Source organism: Micromonospora sp. DT46 (genome assembly GCF_049841735.1).
Classification (GTDB): Bacteria; Actinomycetota; Actinomycetes; order Mycobacteriales; family Micromonosporaceae; genus Micromonospora; species Micromonospora reichwaldensis.
The window spans coordinates 407,973-424,538 of sequence record NZ_JBNCKW010000004.1 but is presented as its reverse complement, the minus strand read 5'-3'; the positions used below and the strand labels follow the sequence as shown (position 1 = coordinate 424,538).

The following is a 16,566-nucleotide window of genomic DNA, read 5'->3' as shown; positions in this document are numbered from 1 at the left end:
ACCGCCTAAGCCCCAACCCGATCCGTTCCAGGCTGCTTCGCCCGGTGCATACACTCGGCGGATGAGCTCACCTGGATACCCCGCCCCGGCCCGACCGCCGGTGGTCCGCCCGCTCTGGTCGCTTGCCGGTCCGGCGTTTGGTGCAATGGTCGCCGCCGGACTGCTCACCGCGCCGATCGGCCCGCTGGGTGGCGCGATCGGGCGTGATCTTGGGCTTTCCACCGCAGCCATGGCAGCGACTGTGGTTGCGCCGGGCGTGGTGGCGACGGCGGCCTTGGTCGTGCCCGGATATCTGCTCGGGCGGCGGTGGCCCACTGCAGCCGGGGTGCCGGCGCTTGTGCTCCTGGTCGTTGGGTGCATGGTGAGTGCGCTCGCGTCGGGGGCGGCGCTGATGACGGTTGGGCGGGTGATTGTCGGGCTGGGTGCCGGAACCGTAGTTGGTGTCGCCCTCGCCCTGTCCGGTCAGCTGGGCCGTTGGCGTTCCCGGGCGCGACTGGTGCTCGGCGTCGCGCTCGGTGCTGCACTCCTGTTCGGACCTGTCGCGAGCGGCGTGGTGGCGCAAGCGCTGAGTTGGCGGCCGGTGTTCCTGTTCGACGTGCTGGTGGTCGTGCTCGCGTTGGCCGGCACCATAGCGGGCGGCATCGCAATGCGGGTCGTGCGTCTGTCCCGGCCGAGCCCGCCGGCCGCGCCTGCCCGGGCGACGCGGCTTCCCGACGAGACCCGGTTCGGCGGCCAGCACGCTGACAATCCGTCAACTTGACCTGAACAACTTAGAGGCGTCTGAATTGCGAATTTCGTGAGTGATGCTGCCTTCAATCGTCTCGCCCGGCTGGGATGGTTTCGTCGGTGACGCGTTTGGTGAAGTTGTCGATCATGGCGATGCGGCTCATGCTGGCGGAGTTGTCGGGTAGGGCTTCGTAGTCGCGGGCCAGGCGTCGGTGGTGCATGATCCAGCCGATGTGCATTCGACGACCCGGCTCATTTGGGCGTCGGATGCGCTGCGGGGCCACCCACGACCTCAGCGCCGCCCGCGTTCACTGCATCATCGACGCGCTGAGCAGCGCCGACGTGATGAACTTCGTCGACAAGGGCTACCAGGGAGCCGGCGGGAGCCCGCAGGTCCACCTGACGGTCGCCCCGATGTACCCGCGCAAGATGCAGCAGCTCGCCGTTCACTTCGCTGGTCCGTCTGCCGGAGCTGAGGCATGCCTGATGGCTGGGGTTCGACACTATTGCTCACCGCATCGAGCACACCCACACCTGCGGTTCTCAGGTTGGCCGCGGGGTGCAGTTCGATCGACCTGCACCCCGCCACCCCGGCCAGGCGGTGCCGCGCCGCCACGCATGGAACCCGTCGGCATTGCCGGCCGGCGGCCGGCTCAGAGCCCCGTCAGCGGAGAAAGAGGGTTCCTTGCCATCCTGGGCCGTGTGCTGCCGTCGTCGGGAACATCAATCCGCTAGCGAAGCGGCCTGCATTGATGTTCGTGATGAGCCTGCCCTCACCGTTGATCGAGACCAGGTCGGCGCGACCGTCCCCGCTCAGGTCGGTCGGGTTGGGCAGCATGTTGGCGTTCCAACCCTGACCCACAGAAACTCGGGGTCCCAGGCTGGCACGTCCGTTCGTCATGCCCTGATTGCGGAAGGCGGCAAGCGTCCCGTCCACCAGTACACCGAGCACATCCGCAGGTCCGTCGCCGTCGAGGTCGACGACGTGCACGGCCAGGTAACCGGCCCAGCCCTCACCGATCCGTTGACCGGTGGCGAACATTCCGCCGGTGAAGCTACCGGTGTTCAGGTGGTGCCACAGCGATCCATCGGACTTGATGGACACCAGGTCGGCTCTTCCATCACCCGTGAGATCACCGACGATGGGACGCTCGGCGGTGCTCCACCCCTGGCCGACCTGGACGGCCAGACCCCAGGTGACAGCACCGTTGTTCATGCCGGTGTTACGGAACGCCTTGAGCGTGCCGTCCGGGAACACTCCCAGCAGGTCAGCGCGCCCGTCGTCATCGAGGTCAGTCAGGTGCACCGCCAGCATCCCCTGCCAGCCGCTGCCGACCTGGACACCTGCCGCGAACATGCCACCCGTGAAGGACCCGGTGTTTCTGAACTGCACGAGGGCCCCGGTGCTGGTCACTGTCAGCAGGTCCGCGAGCCGGTCACCGTCGAGATCACCGACGATAGGCAGCTGCGTGGCCGACCAACCCTGCCCGACCGTCTGGGTAGCGCCCAGCTCCGGCCAGTTCATTGTGGTACGCAGGTTCTCGTACGCGTTCAGCGTGCCGTTTGCCCTGACTGCCAGCACATCGGAGCGCCCGTCTCCGCTCAGATCCACGCTGTCGACGCCCCGGCGCAGCGCAAAGGTCACCAGCGGGTGGAGCACGCCGTGCGCCACCGACTCGGGATGGGCGGCGATGGCGGGAAGGAGGTTACGAATCTCCTGGCGAAGGTTGTTCGCCACGGTGGTCTGTCCGGCGCGCTCGGCGGTCAGGAGATCCACGGCGCGAGTCGCCACGTCCACGAGGCGCACCGTCTGCTGCAACCATGGTCCCGCCTCGGTCGTCAGGCTGGTGTTCATGGTCTGCAGGGCCGTACTGGCCGTCTTGAGGCCAGAGAGCCTCTGTTTGAGTGCGGCGGCGGCGTTGTCCACCCCGCTTCCGGTACGGAGGGCGTTGCGGAAGTTCCTGATGGCATCGGCCAGCGCCACCGAGTCGGTGTGGTCGATGACGGACGAACGGTTGATCTCGGCGAAGGTTCGCAGCTGGCTGGCCATCGATCCACCCAGGGTGTTGATGGCGCGGGACCAGGAGTCCTCTGGCCGGTAGTGGCCCGGATTCCAGGCGAAGTCGGCGGCAGTGAGCAGGGGCAGCTGGGAGGGGCCCTGCTGGGTCATCTCGTTGAACAGGATTCCCGGAGCAGCGGAAAGCGCAGCCTCGCGCCCGACCAGCGGGCCCATCTGGAGTCGGTCCCAGACCTGGTCGTTGACCGGGAAGTTGTCCCAGATGGCGAGGCGGTGCCTGGGGAACGCCAACTGTGCGTCGTCGAGGTTCTTCCGGGTGATACTCGGCGACAGCACCTCGGGACCGGTCCAGTACACGCCCACGGCGGTGTCGAGCCGAGTGTCGAACTCGGTCCGGTAGCTGCTCACCGCCATCCCGGCGTACTCGCTGCTGACCGTGTACAGCTGGCCCATGTCGGCGTGGGCTCGGACGAACTTCGTCTGGACGAAATTCGTGACGTCGGCCTGTGCCCGGGCCCACGCCGTTTCCCCGGTTCCGTACGTCTGGCCGTCGCTGACGCAGGAGAACGGCCGCGTCGGGAAGACGTCGTCCCAGGCGATGACGAAGTGCCTGACCCCGATCTGGTACATCTGGTCGAGCCGGGAGAGGAGGGTGTTGCGCTCCGTGGCGGAGGAGTGGCAGATGCCGCTAGCCTGGTCCAGCGGCATCTCGGGTGAGATCCGGTAGACGAACGCGACATGCAGGCTGTTGGCCTTGGTGACGACTTCTCGCAGGTCGCCAAGTTCCGCGTTCGTGTACGGGGTGCGCCAGTTGTTGCTTCCGCTACCCCCCGTGCGCGGGTCAGCCGCGGGCCCGTAGAAGAAGCGGTTCATCTTGTTCCGAGCGAGGACCTCCACCTGTTCCAGCCGGTCAGCCTTCGTCCACCGGGCCACCCCTGCGGGTGGGGGGTTGGCCGAGTCCATCCCACCGCGGAATGTGAAGGCTGGCCAGTCCTTGATCGTGACCCGCGCGATCTCCGCGCCAGAAGAGTCCGACGTCAGGAGCTGTTTCAGGGTCTGTGCGGCGTAGAAGGTGCCCACCTTCTGGCCGCCGGAGAGCACGATTCGCTGCCTGCCGGCAGAGTCCGTACCGGTGGCCAGCAGATAGCCCTGATCCGGCAAGGTGCTCGGCGCTGTGACACCGATTGCATTCAGGGCCGCCGCGCTGGCGGGCGTCTCCTGCTCTCCCCCGACGTAGACGGTTGTTCCGGCGCCCGGATCGGTGCCGGTGATGGTGACGCTCGTGTTGTGCGCGGTGAAAGCAGCCACCACGGCGTCAACGGCCGGCTGGTCCGCAGCCGTGCCACGAACAACTGTCAAAGCGGCCGGCAGGTCAAGTGCGGTTCCGGTAACGGACAATTCCCGTGGCTTGGGACTGAGAGATGGGGTGGCTGCAGCGCCACTGGCCGTGGGCGGTGAGCCGATCAGCGTGACCGCAACGAGGAGCGAGGCGAACGCGTAGGCGGCCACTGGGTTTGAAAAGCGCCAGCGTCCCTGACGGTAGCTGCTTCGCATGGGCGTACTCCTGGGCACTTGAGAATCATGACTGGAGCCGATGGCACCTAGCGACTCAAGGAGATACTGGGCTAGACCAGGTGGCCTCGTCAATGGATGCGGTCAGCCAAGCAGCCATGATCTTGAATCAGCCTGGATCCGCGGGTCCGCTGGGTGGCGGACCCCGCACGCAGCGGGCGCCCCGGGGCCCTGCGGGTGCCGAAAACCTCGTCCGCGCTGGTCAGATGGCGTTTTGCGTATTCGTGCAGGAGTCCGCCGAGTCGAAGCGTGTCCCTGGCGGCGGGGCCCAAGCCGGTCGCGGCGACCAGGTACAACATCGCCACGGTCCAGAGCAGGAAGGCGGCGCCGGTCGCCCATACCGCCGCGAGAAGCGCGCCGACCGTCGCCCCAACGATCTGTCCACGGCGATCATGATGTCTCATCGATGCACGAAGCCACCGGGCCGAGAGGCAGCGGCACGCTCATCGCCCCACACCGCACGTGCTGTTCGCGGGGATGTGCCGTCCACCACCGCCCGGGCCCAGTGGACCTCGGGTCGCCGGGCGCCGGGGCGGGTCGTACGCGATGATGTCGCCGCCGCCCTGGCCGACGCGGTCCGCTTCCTCGCAAGCGACGCCGGCAGATGCATCACGGGCCAGACCATCGACGCCACCGGCGGAACCCACCTGTGAGTCTCGGCGAAGCGGCTGACGATCTCCGCGAGCCGACGGCACGCGAAGGTGGGTCGGCACTGGGCCGACCGCCGACACCGCGGTCCTCCCCCGACCGGGCTACCGGGCGTCAGGTGTTGACCGGACGCGGGCGACCAGGCGCACGTGGGTGACCAGCCAGTCCAACGGCTCGCCGGCCGGGGTGCTGAGGGCGGCCACCGGGACGAGACGGTTGGTGACGATCCAGTCGTTGCGGGACGTTCCGCTCGCGGGGGGGCGATCTCGAAGCCGACGTCGGTGGGCAACGATTTCCAGTCGGCGTACTCCATGCCGCAAGATCGCGACCTGAATCACCGACTTCTACAACCGGCGCCGCCGGCACTCCGTCTGCGACCGGCGATCACCCATCGACTGAGAACGGTCAGAGACCCGCGCACCGGAGGCCTGGGCCGCATAACGACGCACTCCACGATTCCAGGGGATTGACACCCGTGGGCGAGGCCAGGGAAAGTATTTGCTTAGGCACTGATCACCGCTGTGAGCCCATGCAGTTAGCGAAGCTTGAGTAGGAGGTGCACACAGCTGCCAATTGCGGAATCGCGAACCGATCAGGTGTCGGTAGTTTGCGACTGTTCATGAACAGGACAGGCAATGCGCGCTCCTGGTCGACCCCGGCAAGGGTCCAGGAGGGCGCAGTTCCTGTTACGCCAACACCTAGAGGATGACAAGGAGCAGGTGGTCAGAGTTGTGCGCAGAACAACGAGCAATTCGGAACTGATTTTTGGCTCTAACAGCATCACGTCTCGCCAGGTTATCGAAATGCTCTCGTCGCCGGACATGGCAAGCAGGTGTCGCAAGCTTGGAATCTTCCGATCATATCCGGTCATTGGCGATGAATACTGCGTCATGGCAAGGGAGTTTGTCGCCGCGCATGGCGAGTTGATGACGCGACTCCTCTCTGGCGAAGCCGTCGAGGAGGAGGTGATCCACGTACTCATTCGAAACTATCTCAACTATCCGTCACAAGTGTCGGCCAAGACCTTTTTTGAGATAACGGCCGCCCGCGACCGCGCCCTCAACGCCACTATGATGCGACACCTCTCAGCTCTGCCCCCTCGAGATTCGATCAATATTCTCGGCTATGGAGCTGACTCGTGTGCGGATGAACGCCGGATCGCCGAGAGACTCATCAGGCGGGGGATCTGCAAGGAGGCCACCATTTTTCGCTACAATCCTTTCAGCAGCCTCCAGCATCCCGACATCAATGATCTGCAATCAACCGAGTTGGAAGGGATGGGCGGCACGAAATTCGATGTAATTCTAGCCTTCTGGACACTGCACCACGTCTTTCCTGAATATCGGTGGTCCGAGATAGGCGCTTTCCTGAGACGTGTCGCCCCCGAAGGAACTGTGGTGATACTGGAGGAAGGGGATCTTCAGTCGCCCCCCTCCGCGTCGCCAGCCGAGCGCGCATATCACTTCATGGTCCTTTGCCAAGACATCATCGTCAATCGCGCCCTTCGGCCAGAATGGCTCGGCACTCCAGAGAACTTCTATGCGAAATATTTGAGCAGCCAAGACATGCAGTTGATGGAGGCCTATTTTGCTCGCCCCTTCCAGCGCCATGACCCTTCCATCAACCGTGGAGGCGTCATTGACGAGACGATACTATTCTACGACTGCCCGTAGCCGCGATGGACGTCGATGCCAAGGGCGATAGTACTGTTCTGATGACGCACCTCGGTAGAACGGCTGCCGAGCAGGCGCAGCTTGGCGCTGCGCCACTTCCACCCGTAGGATCTGCGCCCTGCTCGGCGTGCCAATCGCTAACCTGGACCTGTTCGCAGCCACCACTCAGACGCTGGATTCACCACGGCCGAAAATGAGGACATGATGGTGGCCGCTCTGCTGTCGTGCCTCGACCAGTTCATGTAGTACACCAACGTCACTTGATCTTTCGGCTGGCTTGGTGACTGAGTCTGCGCTGGTAGTGGGACCGTCGGACTCGGGCTTGGGATGTTCGATCGTGGGCCGATACCGGGCCCGGACGCGGGTGGTGGACGGTCGGCACCGGCGGCGGGTGCGGCAGGCCCAGCACGAGGCCGGTCAGATGCAGGCCGCGCTCCGCAGGGCCGGTGCGCTCGTTCCGCTGGCCACCGGCGAGGATCTCCGAAGGTGCGCCTCTGCTCGTCGCTTCGCGCTTGCTAGGTTCCGCACATGATCGACACTGCTGCGGCGGTCGAGTGGGTGATCGCGCACGGCGACGAGTCCGACAGGCACCGACTGGCGACGGTGCTGACAGGGGTGTGGCCGGCGCCGCTGGATGTGGCGGACGCCCTGTTCGCCGACCAGTCTCCCGAGGGTGGTTTCCCGGCGCCCTGGTCACCCGGCGCCCCCTCGGTGGCGGCGACGTGCGAACGGCTTGACCGGATCATCGAGTTGGACCTGCGGTACAGCTCATGGGTGGATCGTTGCGCCGACTGGCTCGCCGCGCTGGTCGCGCCGGACGGCGCGGTGCGCTCCGCCGTGGACACCGGGCACCTGCCGTCGCGGGACCCGCTCTACCTGACCGCCAAGGTCGGCTGGTGCCTGGCGGTCCTGGACCGGCCCGAGGCGGCCAGACCGGCCGCCCGGGCGGTGCGCGACGCCGTCGAGGCCTCAGGGGTCTGGCCGTCGTGCCTCACCACCACCTGGCTCGCCGCCGCCCTGCTGTGGGCGGCGGGGCTGCGCGAGGAGGCAGACCGAGGGCTGGACATCCTGGCGCGACGGCTGCTCGACGCCCCGCCGGCCGACATCGCCCGCGCCGGATGCGCGCTACGGGCGACGTTGCTGCCTCCGGAGCATCCAGTGTTCCGCGTCGTGGTCCGGCGGCTCACCGCCACCCAGCGCCCGGACGGCTCGTGGCCGGTCGACGGCGCCCTTACCGAGCAGGTCGCAGTCGCCATCACCGCGATAGGCGCCGTCGCCGGCCTGGTCTGAAACGCCTCCACCGCAAGGGCGAAAGACCGGGTCAGGAGCAGGGGAGGTCGGCGCAGCCACCCGTGAATCAGCCGCACGGTCGTGGGCACCCCGATCACACGGGGACCACGCAAGCACCGCACGGTGGCCGCGGGGTCAGCGCTGGCGGCGGTTCCAGGGGCCGGTGACGGCGTACGTGATGCCCGGGTTGTAGACGTTGAAGAACATGGTCCGGCCGTCGGCGGAGAACGTCGCGCCGGCCAACTCGCCGAACTCCGGGTCACCGGCGGTGCCGACGTCGACCCGGTTACGTGCGAAGACGAACACCTCCCCGGCGGCAGTCGTACCAAGGATGTGCTGGTCCCCGATCCCGTCCTCGCACATCATGAGGCCGCCGTACGGCGACATACAGATGTTGTCCGGGGCGTCGAACTCCGGGTTCTCCGGTGCCGGGGTGGAGCGGGTGAAGATGGTCTCCAGGCGCAACGTGTTGGCTCGCGGGTCGTACCGCCAGACCTGACCGTCGTGGTCGCGGGCCGAGCCCTGCGCGCGCCGGGCGAACGACGAGACGAAGTAGGCGCAGCCGTCGTTCTCCCCCCACCAGGCGCCCTCGATCTTGTACCCACCGGTGATCGGCTTGCCGTAGTCCTGGGCACGGACCGACTCCGTCGTCGCCAGCGGGTCAGGCACGTCAAGCCACTCGACGCCGGAGAAGGACGTGCCCGCCGTCGTCACCACCGACAGGTCCGGCAGATCCGGGACGTGCAGGGCCTGCAGCACGCCGCCTGCCCGCAGGCTCCCGTGACCGCCGAGCGGCCGGTTCGGCAGGAAACGGTAGAAGCTGCCCAGCGGCGCCACGAACGCGTCCTCGGTCTCGTAGACGATGCCGGTCTGCGGGTCGACCGCGACCGCCTCGTGCTGGAACCGACCCATCGCGGTCAGCGGTGTCGGATCGATGTTGCGAGCATCGTCGTACGGGTCAACCTCGAAGATGAACCCGTGGTCCTTCGCGTACCCGCGGGCACCCGCCTTGTCTTCGGTCTCCTCACAGGTCAGCCACGTGCGCCACGGCGTCCGGCCGCCGGAACAGTTGATGGCCGTGCCGCCAAGGCTGACGTGCTCGGAGACGGCACGGTTCGACGCGTCGACGGCGAGGGTGCTGGTCCCGCCCCCGGCGGCCGGGTCGTACGTGCGTTCCGGCGGAGCCACAACCGTGATCCTCGCGGTCGGGGAGCACTCATGGTTACGGACCAGGCGGGTGCCGCGCGCCTTGTCGGCGAAGGAACCCATACCGTCGAACCGGCTCGGCACGATGCCACCGTCGGGCCGGACGGTGCCTTCGCGCGACAGCACCGTGTAGCGAAAGCCCACCGGCAGGTCGAGCATGCCGGCCGGGTCAGGCACGAGCGGACCGTACCCGGCCTCCGGGCCGGACACCCCCAGCGCGGGTGCCGCGGTGAACAGGGCGTCGGCCGAACCGGCCACGGCCACGGCGAGACCGACTCCGGCCGAGCGGGACAGGAACTGGCGGCGAGACAAAGACACGGACAAGCCTCCTGGACATCACGGACCGTCGCGTCCGGCCGACATCGACCCGAATCGCTCGATCCACTACGTCACATCCCGACCCACCCGTCAAGTAGATGACGGTTAGACAGTGGGACCGGGCAGGATGACATCGGCAGTCACCCCGAGGCAGTGGCATCGACAGTGGACTCGATCGAGCGCGGCGTGCTGCTCGCGCCGGAGATGCGCACCCGGATGTTCCGGTCGCAGGCCACTGGCGACGGTGACGCTCGCTCGGCCGTCCCCGGGCTCCACGCCGCGCCCGGTGAGCACGTACAATTGCGAACCTCCGTCGCTGGCTACCGTCGTCAACGATGACGCTTGAGCAACCACCACTTCTGGCCAACAAATGGCCACGCTTGGCGGCGGAGCTTGCGACCGCGCTTCACGAGGCGGACGAGGGCGACCTGGTCGACCAGGTCGACAGTCTCCGAGTGCTCCAGGAGCATGTTCGTCGAGGTCCTCGACCGTCCGCCGGTCAACTGACTGGGAGAACTCGGTCCGGTCCGCCCGCCACAGCAGCACCGCGGCGACGGGTTCCCTCCACTTCGGGCCGTACCCATCCTGCGCCAGCACCGCAGCAATGCGGGTCAACGGCCCGATGCTTCGTTGACGCCGTACCGCACCATGACGTGCAAGTCCTCGGCGAGTAGATCCCTTGCGAGGCCACGATCCACGAATGCTGCCAACGATCGGCCGATCTCGTCTCCCGCCACATCAGATAGGTCCTCATCGTGTGCGGCACGCCGCAACGCGTCCAACGCGCGCGGGTCGTCCCAGTTATATCTACCCGGGAAAAACGGCCTACGGCAGCTTTCCTGCGGCCACCGTCACGGTCCCGGAGCAGCCCGGGCCGCCGGGGCTCCCCGCCGGACACGGCGGCACGGTGGCCCCCGCTCATGTGCCCTCTTCGGAGGACCCCGTGGTCCGCCCCGGTCAGGCAACGTCCCTACGTTGGGGCAGGACGATGGCCAGTAGCGCGGCGGCAAGCGCGTAGGCGATCAGCAGCCCGGCCCCGGCCGGCGGGGAGAGGAGCTGCGGTGCGGCCCCGGCCGCGCCCTGGGCCGCCTGGGTGAGCGCGGTGAAATTGGTCAGCGCGGCGGTGGCGCCGCCAGGCAGGAACGGGTAAGCCGTGTTCACCTCGGGAATGAAGAGCAGCAGGTTTTCCCCCATGTAGAGGTACGCGCCCAGGCCGGCCAACGCGATCACCTGGTTGCGGACCAGTGCGCCGATGCCCACGCCCAGTACCGTGTAGGCGGCCATCGCCACGACCAGGCGCAGCAGCAAACCGACGACGACATCGAGTGTTGCGCCGGCGGGGATGTCCCGGACAGCCATCCCGGCGTAGAGCGCGATGCCGGCCGTGGTCGTGGTGATCAGCCCATAGGCCACTCCGGCGACGAGGTAGACGAGGAGTTTCGCGGCCAGCACGCTCCAGCGTCGAGGTGCGAACAGGAACGCGGTCGATATGGTGCGGTGCCGGTACTCGGAGGTGACCGCCGTTGCGCCGAACAGCGCAGGGACGATCACTCCGAGCCCGGCGAGGCCGAGTACCGCCCGGATGCCGGCCTCAGTGTCCATCCCGGGCAGTGGCGGGTTGACGTTCTCCGGGCCGATTACGGTGAGCAGCCCGACCAGGCCGCCTCCGAAGACGACCGCGGCGACCACCGCCCAAATCCAGAGGCGGGTGGCGACCAGCCGACGGAACTCGGCTCGGACGAGGTGGCTCATCTGGTGGTCCTCTTTTCCCCGGTCAACTGCAGAAATGCCTGTTCCAGGTCGGTGCGGTACGGAGTCAGTCCGTACACCCGCAGGCCCGCGCCCGCCGCGGTGTCAGCCACCCGTTCGGCGTTGAGGCCATGGACTCGGAGGGTGCCCGGACCGGTGTTCTCGATCTGGGGCGGGCGACCGTCGGTCGTCCCGACGTCGCCCAATAGCACGGCGAGGAGGTCAGCGTCCGGAGACTGGACCACGACGGCGGGAACGGTTACCGCAGCGAGTTCGTCGAGGGTGCCTTCGGCCATCAGGCGCCCACTGTCGAGCACAACCACGCGATCCACCATCTGCTCCACCTCGCTGAGCACATGACTGGAGACCAGGACGGTGCGCCCCTCGTTGGCGAACTGGCGCAGGAACCGGCGTAGCCAGGCGATCCCCCCGGGATCGAGCCCGTTGGTCGGCTCGTCCAGGAGTAGCACGGGAGCATCGCCGAGCAGGGCCGTGGCGAGGGCGAGCCGCTGGCGCATACCCGTGGAGAACTCGCCGGTCCTCCGGCCCGCGAATCCGGACATGCCCAGGGCCTCGATGACCTCGTCCGCGCGCCGTACCGGCAGCCCGGCCATGTCGCAGTAGATCCGCAGGTGGTCCCGGGCGCTGATTCCTGGGTGACAGCTCGATGCGTCCAGAGCCGCGCCGACGGTACGAGCCGGCTGCGGCAGATCGACGTAGTGTCGGCCACCGATGAGGGCGTCGCCAGAGGTGGGCCGGATCAATCCCAGGATCATCCGCAGGGTGGTCGACTTCCCGGCGCCGTTCGGTCCGAGGAAACCAGTCACCCGCCCAGGCTCCACGGTGAAGCTCAGGTCGGTGACGGCCGGGACGGCACCGAACCGCTTGGTGAGGTTGCGCACCTGCACCCTTACGCCGTCGGACGTCTTCGTGATGCCGGTGAGCGGCTCGTCGTGGTCATCGGGAATCAGTTTCCGGATCGCGGGCATGAGGCATCGCCATTCGTGGTGGGTCGGCAGGGGCCGGTGTGGCCACCGGCCGGGGAAGGACGGACGAACCGGTCAGGACTTCCGGGTGGCCTCTTCGATGAGCCGGACCGTCGCGCGGGGGTCGCTGACCTGGATGACGAGGCGGTTGTAGCGTTCGTCGGTCAGTTCGATGACGACGGCCTGGGCCGGGTCGCGAACGTCCCAGAACACCCGCTCGCCGTCGAGGTGGAAGGTGCCCGCGACGATGACCCCGGGAAGGTGCGCTCCCGGCGCTCGCAGCCCCTTCGACTCCTTGACGATTCCCGGGTCGGCGGTCGCGCCCCTGACCTTGACCAGCGGAATCGTGAGTCGGCTCTTCAATGCCCAGAGCTTGTCGAGGCCTTCGATCTCCACGACGAGGGCCTCGCCGTCGATGTGCACACGTGCCATGTCTCTCTCCTCAGATCTCGTGCCGGCTGAGCTGGTCGGCCACAGCGCCGCCGGCTTCGGTGGTGTGCGTTCCGGACGCGCCGGCCCTGGCTCGCAGGCGCAGACCCAGCACAGCGGCGGTCAGCTCGGTGGCCGGCGCCGCGACGCGAGCGGTCTCGTCAGCGCCCTGATACGTGGCGATCAGAACCCGGCCGAGGGCCTCGTCGAACTCCTGCAAGCAACTGGCGACAATTTCGGCGACCTCGGCGTCGATGGGCGCGCGTTCAACCGCGGCCCTCAGGAGCAGGTCGAAGCCGGGTTGCGCCGCGTCGGCGGCAAGTGCGCGATGCAGGGCCTCGGTGATGTCGTGGGCCGCCGAGACGGCCAGGACGAGTGGTCGCACCTGGTGCTCCACGTGCCAGCGCAGCGCCCTTGTGTAGAGCCCACGCTTGCTGCCGAAAGTCTTGTACAGGCTGTTGCGATGGACGCCGAGTTTGGCCACCAGGTCATCGACGGACGTGCCGTCGTAGCCCTGGTCGGCAAACACCTCCACAGCCGCCTGAACAGCCTGTTCCTCGTCGAACCCGCGTGGTCTTCCCATGTCAACCACGGTAGCGGGTTTAGGAACGACCAGTCAAGAACAGTCGTTCCTAAATTCCGTCGAGAGATGTCCGGTGACTAACCGCAAGCGGTAGGTGACCGTGGGCAACCCGCGCCCGCGTCCCGAACGACCGTCGCCCCAACGATGCGGCTACTCGAAGCAGCCCGGGTCTCCGGCCCCGTAGCGCAGGATCTCGGGCTCAGGTTGCGACAGGTCGACCACGGTGGTCGGTTCCTTTCCACAGTCGCCAGCGTCGATCACCGCGTCGAGGAGATGGTCCAGCCGTTCCTTGATCTCCCACCCCTGGGTCATCGGCTCGTCCTCGCCAGGCAGCATCAGGGTGCTCGACACCAACGGCTCGCCGAGCTCGGCCAGCAGCGCCTGGACGACCGTGTGCCTGGGGACCCGTACGCCCACGGTGCGCTTCCTGGGGTGCAGCAGCCGGCGCGGCACCTCGCGGGTCGCCGGCAGGATAAAGGTGTAGCTGCCCGGGGTGCACGCCTTCACCATCCGGAAAACCGAGTTGCTGACCTGCACGAACTGGCCGAGTTGGGCGAAGTCACGGCACACCAAAGTGAAGTGATGCCGTTCGTCCAGCCGACGGATCTCCCGGATCCGATCCAGACCGGACCGGTTGCCCGGCTGACAACCGAACGCGAAGCACGAGTCCGTCGGGTAGGCGATCAAGCCGCCGCTGCGGATCAGGTCGACGACCTGCCGGAGGACCCGGGGCTGCGGGTTGTCCGGGTGCACGTCGTAGTACCTCGCCATACGCCCGAGACTAGGTGTTGCCCGGACGACGCGCCTCCCCCAGTTCTGGTACGGCCACCTCGACGCGGTCGCCGCAGTTCGCACGGTCAGGGGGTCGACGGCGGCGTCGTGGCGGTCAGCACGGTCGCCGCCGCGGCGAGGCCGAGGAGGCAGGTCAGGGCCGCGACGCCGGCCATCCGGCCCGCCCCCGGGGTGACGACCGTCGGACCCGGTGGCATCGACTTCCCGCGCGCCGTCGTGGCCGGTCGCCGCCCAGTAGGGCGGCGCGGTGGGACGCACCTGGCGAGGGCGAGCGCGCCCACGCACAGCGCCGGTGCCGCCACGGCCGGATAGGCCCAGCCGCCGAGCAGCGGGGTGAGCAGTCGCGCACCGACGGCACCGGCCACCAGGAACGCCGCCGCCGTGCGCCGCCAGGCCAGCATGGTCCGCTCCAGTTGCAGGCCGGGGTCGCCGTCCAGGCGAGGGGGTGTCCCGGGTGGACCCGCCGACGCCGGGCGGTCCCCGTCGCGGGGTGCGGCGGCACGGCTCACCGGACGAGGCCGACCAGGATCAGGCCGGCTGCCAGGACCAGGCCCAGGCCGAGCGGCATCGCCAGCGCGGGTGGCGGCAGGCTCCGACCGAGGCGCAGCGCCGCCTCCGTACGCAGCCAGCCGATCCACGCCTGCACCGGGGCCGCGGCGCCGAGCACGATCAGCACGACGGCTGCGGCGCGGCGCAGCCCGGGCGCGATGGGCAGGGCCAGCGCCTCCAGGGCGATCCCGGCCGCGAAGAGCGCCAGCGACGTACGGATCCAGGCCAGGAAGGTGCGCTCGTTGGCGAGGCTGAACCGGGGGTCGGGATCGACGCCCCGGTCGAAGACCCGGCCGGGCCACCGGCGTCGCCCGGGCGTCCGCGAGGAGGTCTCGTCGTCCGTGTCGACTACCACAGGGCGGTCACTCCCTTTCCGACGGCGATGACGCTGCCGATCAAGGCCAGCCCGATGACCGATCCTCGGGCCCGCTCCTCCGGCAGCCAGCGGGACAGCACCTGACCTCCGGCGATGCCGACGGTCATCGCCACGGCGCAGGCCAGCAGCAGGGGCCAGGACAGCGCTGGCGTGCCCTTGGCGGCCAGCGACAGCACGTTGGTGACCAGGCCGACGACCTGCACGGTCGGCACGAAGCTGCGCTGGCCCCAGTCGGTGCTCACCGCGTAGACGGCCAGGGGCGGCCCGCCGGTGCCCGCGGTGGTGTTGAAGAACCCCGAGGTGAAGCCCGACAGCACCGGCCCGCCACGGCTACGGAGGAACCGCAGCGGGTTGCCCCGGGCGACCCAGGCGACGGAGATCGCCGTGATCGAGCCGACGCCGATGAGCAGCAGCGGACCGGGCAGGGACGCCACCACCCAGGCGCCGAGGGGGACGGCGACCACGACGCCGACGATCATCTCCACGGCCAACCTGCGGTGCAGGGCCCGGAAGGTCGAGGCCAGGACGACGAGGTTGATCGCGGCGGAGAGCAGGTTCGCCAGCACGACACCGGTGAACGGGCCGAGGATGATGACCAGGAACGGCGCCGCGACCAGCGCGAAGCCGAGCCCGGTGACCCGCTGCATGGCCGCCCCGAGGGCGACCGCCACCACCGCGAGGGCGGCGCCGAGGAGGGCCACCGTCAGCGGGACACGGCGTCGTCAACCACGTCGCAGAGGCGGCGCAGCCGATCCACGGAGATGGTCCGCAGGTCGTCGGCCATCGTCGGGCTGCCGACGACCGACGCCCAGATCGCCCGGCCCGCCAGGAAGCCCGACGCCCCGGCCTGGCAGGCGAGGCGGACGGCGTCGGGGAAGAGTTCGGCGGGTACGCCCGACGACAGCACCACCCAGGGCCCGGCGATGGACTCGCTCAGCCGGGAGCAGCCGGCGACGATCTCCGCCGGGGTGCCCTGCCCGGCGGTGGGGACCTCGGCCTTGTAGAGGTCGGCGCCGAGCGAGCCGAGTTCCCTGGCGGCGGCGAGGATGCCGGCGTCGTGGTCGAAGGCGCCGCCCTGGCGGGGAGCGCGGGACACCGGCTCGATGATGCTGACGAGTCCGTTGTCGCGGCACCGCCGCACGAAGTCCGTCACCAGGGCGATCCGGGGGGCGGGGTCCTCGTCGGGGCGCCAGAGCACGAGCAGCTTGAGCGCCTTGGCGCCCTGGGCGCGTACGGCGGCGGGGTCGACGTCGTCGTCGATGGCGACGTCGGCGACGAACTCGGTGGCGCTGGCGGTGAAGCGGTCGGCGGCGGCGATCAGGGCGCACTCGGCGGCGACGGCCTCCTCGGCGATGACGGCGTCCCAGCCGAACTGCTTGTCGACGAGGATCGCCGAGGCGTGGGGGCTCAGCGCGCGGGCCGCCGCGACCTTGAAGGCGGTGATCTGCTCGTCGGTCACCGGCTGGCTCTGGTGGGCGGCGAACATCGCCCGCAGGGCCTCCCGCTGGTCGACGGCGAGCATGGCGTAGCCGCCGGAGGGGCGGGCCAGAACGGTGGGCGACACGGTGGCGACGGTCATGGGGTACCTCCCGGGATTACCAAAGGACGTTGGCAACGTACCATCGGATGGTAGAAAAATAACATCCCTCGGT

At 68.5% G+C, this 16,566-nt stretch carries 14 protein-coding genes and 2 pseudogenes; 4 read left to right on the top strand and 12 right to left on the bottom strand.

The features are described from left to right. Positions 1-61: 61 nt before the first annotated feature. On the top strand, positions 62-760 hold the full coding sequence (locus ACLQ20_RS13320; RefSeq protein WP_151452632.1) for an MFS transporter: 699 nt from the start codon (positions 62-64) through the stop codon (positions 758-760). A gap of 52 nt (positions 761-812) precedes the next feature. Here the strand turns inward: ACLQ20_RS13320 and ACLQ20_RS13315 are convergent. Further along, positions 813-959 (bottom strand): annotated as a pseudogene (locus ACLQ20_RS13315) (IS5 family transposase); the annotation flags it as partial. Positions 960-974: 15 nt separating this feature from the next. Between ACLQ20_RS13315 and ACLQ20_RS13310 the strand changes: the two are divergent. Continuing rightward, positions 975-1,113 (top strand): annotated as a pseudogene (locus tag ACLQ20_RS13310) (IS5/IS1182 family transposase); the annotation flags it as partial. Between the two features lie 277 nt (positions 1,114-1,390). Here ACLQ20_RS13310 and ACLQ20_RS13305 read toward each other — a convergent pair. Beyond that, positions 1,391-4,297, bottom strand: a complete 2,907-nt coding sequence (locus tag ACLQ20_RS13305) for a beta-N-acetylglucosaminidase domain-containing protein (RefSeq protein WP_327028519.1) — start codon at positions 4,295-4,297, stop codon at positions 1,391-1,393. A 1,385-nt stretch (positions 4,298-5,682) separates the two neighbouring features. Between ACLQ20_RS13305 and ACLQ20_RS13300 the strand changes: the two genes are divergently transcribed. Together ACLQ20_RS13300 and ACLQ20_RS13295 are read left to right on the top strand one after the other, a co-directional pair. Next, positions 5,683-6,636, top strand: a complete 954-nt coding sequence (locus ACLQ20_RS13300; protein WP_327028521.1) for a hypothetical protein — start codon at positions 5,683-5,685, stop codon at positions 6,634-6,636. A gap of 528 nt (positions 6,637-7,164) precedes the next feature. Beyond that, the gene (locus tag ACLQ20_RS13295; RefSeq protein ID WP_425855719.1) at positions 7,165-7,926 is read left to right on the top strand and encodes a hypothetical protein; all 762 of its coding nucleotides are present in this window, start codon (positions 7,165-7,167) and stop codon (positions 7,924-7,926) included. A 135-nt stretch (positions 7,927-8,061) separates the two neighbouring features. Here ACLQ20_RS13295 and ACLQ20_RS13290 read toward each other — a convergent pair whose 3' ends face one another. From ACLQ20_RS13290 to ACLQ20_RS13245, 10 genes are all read right to left on the bottom strand, one after another. After that, the gene (locus ACLQ20_RS13290) at positions 8,062-9,450 is read right to left on the bottom strand and encodes an alkaline phosphatase PhoX (RefSeq protein WP_425855717.1); all 1,389 of its coding nucleotides are present in this window, start codon (positions 9,448-9,450) and stop codon (positions 8,062-8,064) included. A gap of 957 nt (positions 9,451-10,407) precedes the next feature. After that, positions 10,408-11,202, bottom strand: a complete 795-nt coding sequence (locus ACLQ20_RS13285) for an ABC transporter permease (RefSeq protein ID WP_327028522.1) — start codon at positions 11,200-11,202, stop codon at positions 10,408-10,410. Further along, entirely contained in the window at positions 11,199-12,188 is a 990-nt protein-coding gene (locus ACLQ20_RS13280; RefSeq protein ID WP_327028523.1) for an ABC transporter ATP-binding protein, read from the bottom strand. The genes ACLQ20_RS13285 and ACLQ20_RS13280 overlap by 4 nt, the downstream gene beginning before the upstream one ends. Positions 12,189-12,260: 72 nt before the next feature. Further along, a complete protein-coding gene (locus ACLQ20_RS13275) occupies positions 12,261-12,617 on the bottom strand; it encodes a hypothetical protein (RefSeq protein ID WP_425855715.1) in 357 nt (118 codons plus the stop codon). A gap of 10 nt (positions 12,618-12,627) precedes the next feature. Continuing rightward, positions 12,628-13,197, bottom strand: a complete 570-nt coding sequence (locus tag ACLQ20_RS13270) for a helix-turn-helix domain-containing protein (RefSeq protein ID WP_327028525.1) — start codon at positions 13,195-13,197, stop codon at positions 12,628-12,630. 150 nt (positions 13,198-13,347) lie between these two features. Continuing rightward, the gene (locus ACLQ20_RS13265) at positions 13,348-13,968 is read right to left on the bottom strand and encodes an L-threonylcarbamoyladenylate synthase (protein WP_151452641.1); all 621 of its coding nucleotides are present in this window, start codon (positions 13,966-13,968) and stop codon (positions 13,348-13,350) included. Positions 13,969-14,054: 86 nt separating this feature from the next. Continuing rightward, positions 14,055-14,498: a DUF202 domain-containing protein gene (locus tag ACLQ20_RS13260; RefSeq protein WP_151452642.1), complete on the bottom strand. Its 444-nt coding sequence runs from the start codon at positions 14,496-14,498 to the stop codon at positions 14,055-14,057. After that, positions 14,495-14,893, bottom strand: a complete 399-nt coding sequence (locus ACLQ20_RS13255; protein WP_151452643.1) for a YidH family protein — start codon at positions 14,891-14,893, stop codon at positions 14,495-14,497. The genes ACLQ20_RS13260 and ACLQ20_RS13255 overlap by 4 nt, the downstream gene beginning before the upstream one ends. Next, complete coding sequence (locus ACLQ20_RS13250) at positions 14,887-15,615, bottom strand: sulfite exporter TauE/SafE family protein (protein ID WP_151452644.1); 729 nt, start codon at positions 15,613-15,615, stop codon at positions 14,887-14,889. The genes ACLQ20_RS13255 and ACLQ20_RS13250 overlap by 7 nt, the downstream gene beginning before the upstream one ends. A gap of 2 nt (positions 15,616-15,617) precedes the next feature. After that, positions 15,618-16,493, bottom strand: a complete 876-nt coding sequence (locus tag ACLQ20_RS13245; protein ID WP_151452645.1) for an aldolase — start codon at positions 16,491-16,493, stop codon at positions 15,618-15,620. Positions 16,494-16,566: the final 73 nt, after the last annotated feature.

What these genes read in the sequence shown, in the direction of transcription:
- ACLQ20_RS13320 (WP_151452632.1), top strand. Translation starts at nt 62, where the DNA reads ATGAGCTCACCTGGATACCCCGCCCCGGCCCGACCGCCGGTGGTCCGC.
- ACLQ20_RS13305 (WP_327028519.1), bottom strand. Translation starts at nt 4,297, where the DNA reads ATGCGAAGCAGCTACCGTCAGGGACGCTGGCGCTTTTCAAACCCAGTG.
- ACLQ20_RS13295 (WP_425855719.1), top strand. Translation starts at nt 7,165, where the DNA reads ATGATCGACACTGCTGCGGCGGTCGAGTGGGTGATCGCGCACGGCGAC.
- ACLQ20_RS13285 (WP_327028522.1), bottom strand. Translation starts at nt 11,202, where the DNA reads ATGAGCCACCTCGTCCGAGCCGAGTTCCGTCGGCTGGTCGCCACCCGC.
- ACLQ20_RS13280 (WP_327028523.1), bottom strand. Translation starts at nt 12,188, where the DNA reads ATGCCCGCGATCCGGAAACTGATTCCCGATGACCACGACGAGCCGCTC.
- ACLQ20_RS13275 (WP_425855715.1), bottom strand. Translation starts at nt 12,617, where the DNA reads ATGGCACGTGTGCACATCGACGGCGAGGCCCTCGTCGTGGAGATCGAA.
- ACLQ20_RS13270 (WP_327028525.1), bottom strand. Translation starts at nt 13,197, where the DNA reads ATGGGAAGACCACGCGGGTTCGACGAGGAACAGGCTGTTCAGGCGGCT.
- ACLQ20_RS13265 (WP_151452641.1), bottom strand. Translation starts at nt 13,968, where the DNA reads ATGGCGAGGTACTACGACGTGCACCCGGACAACCCGCAGCCCCGGGTC.
- ACLQ20_RS13245 (WP_151452645.1), bottom strand. Translation starts at nt 16,493, where the DNA reads ATGACCGTCGCCACCGTGTCGCCCACCGTTCTGGCCCGCCCCTCCGGC.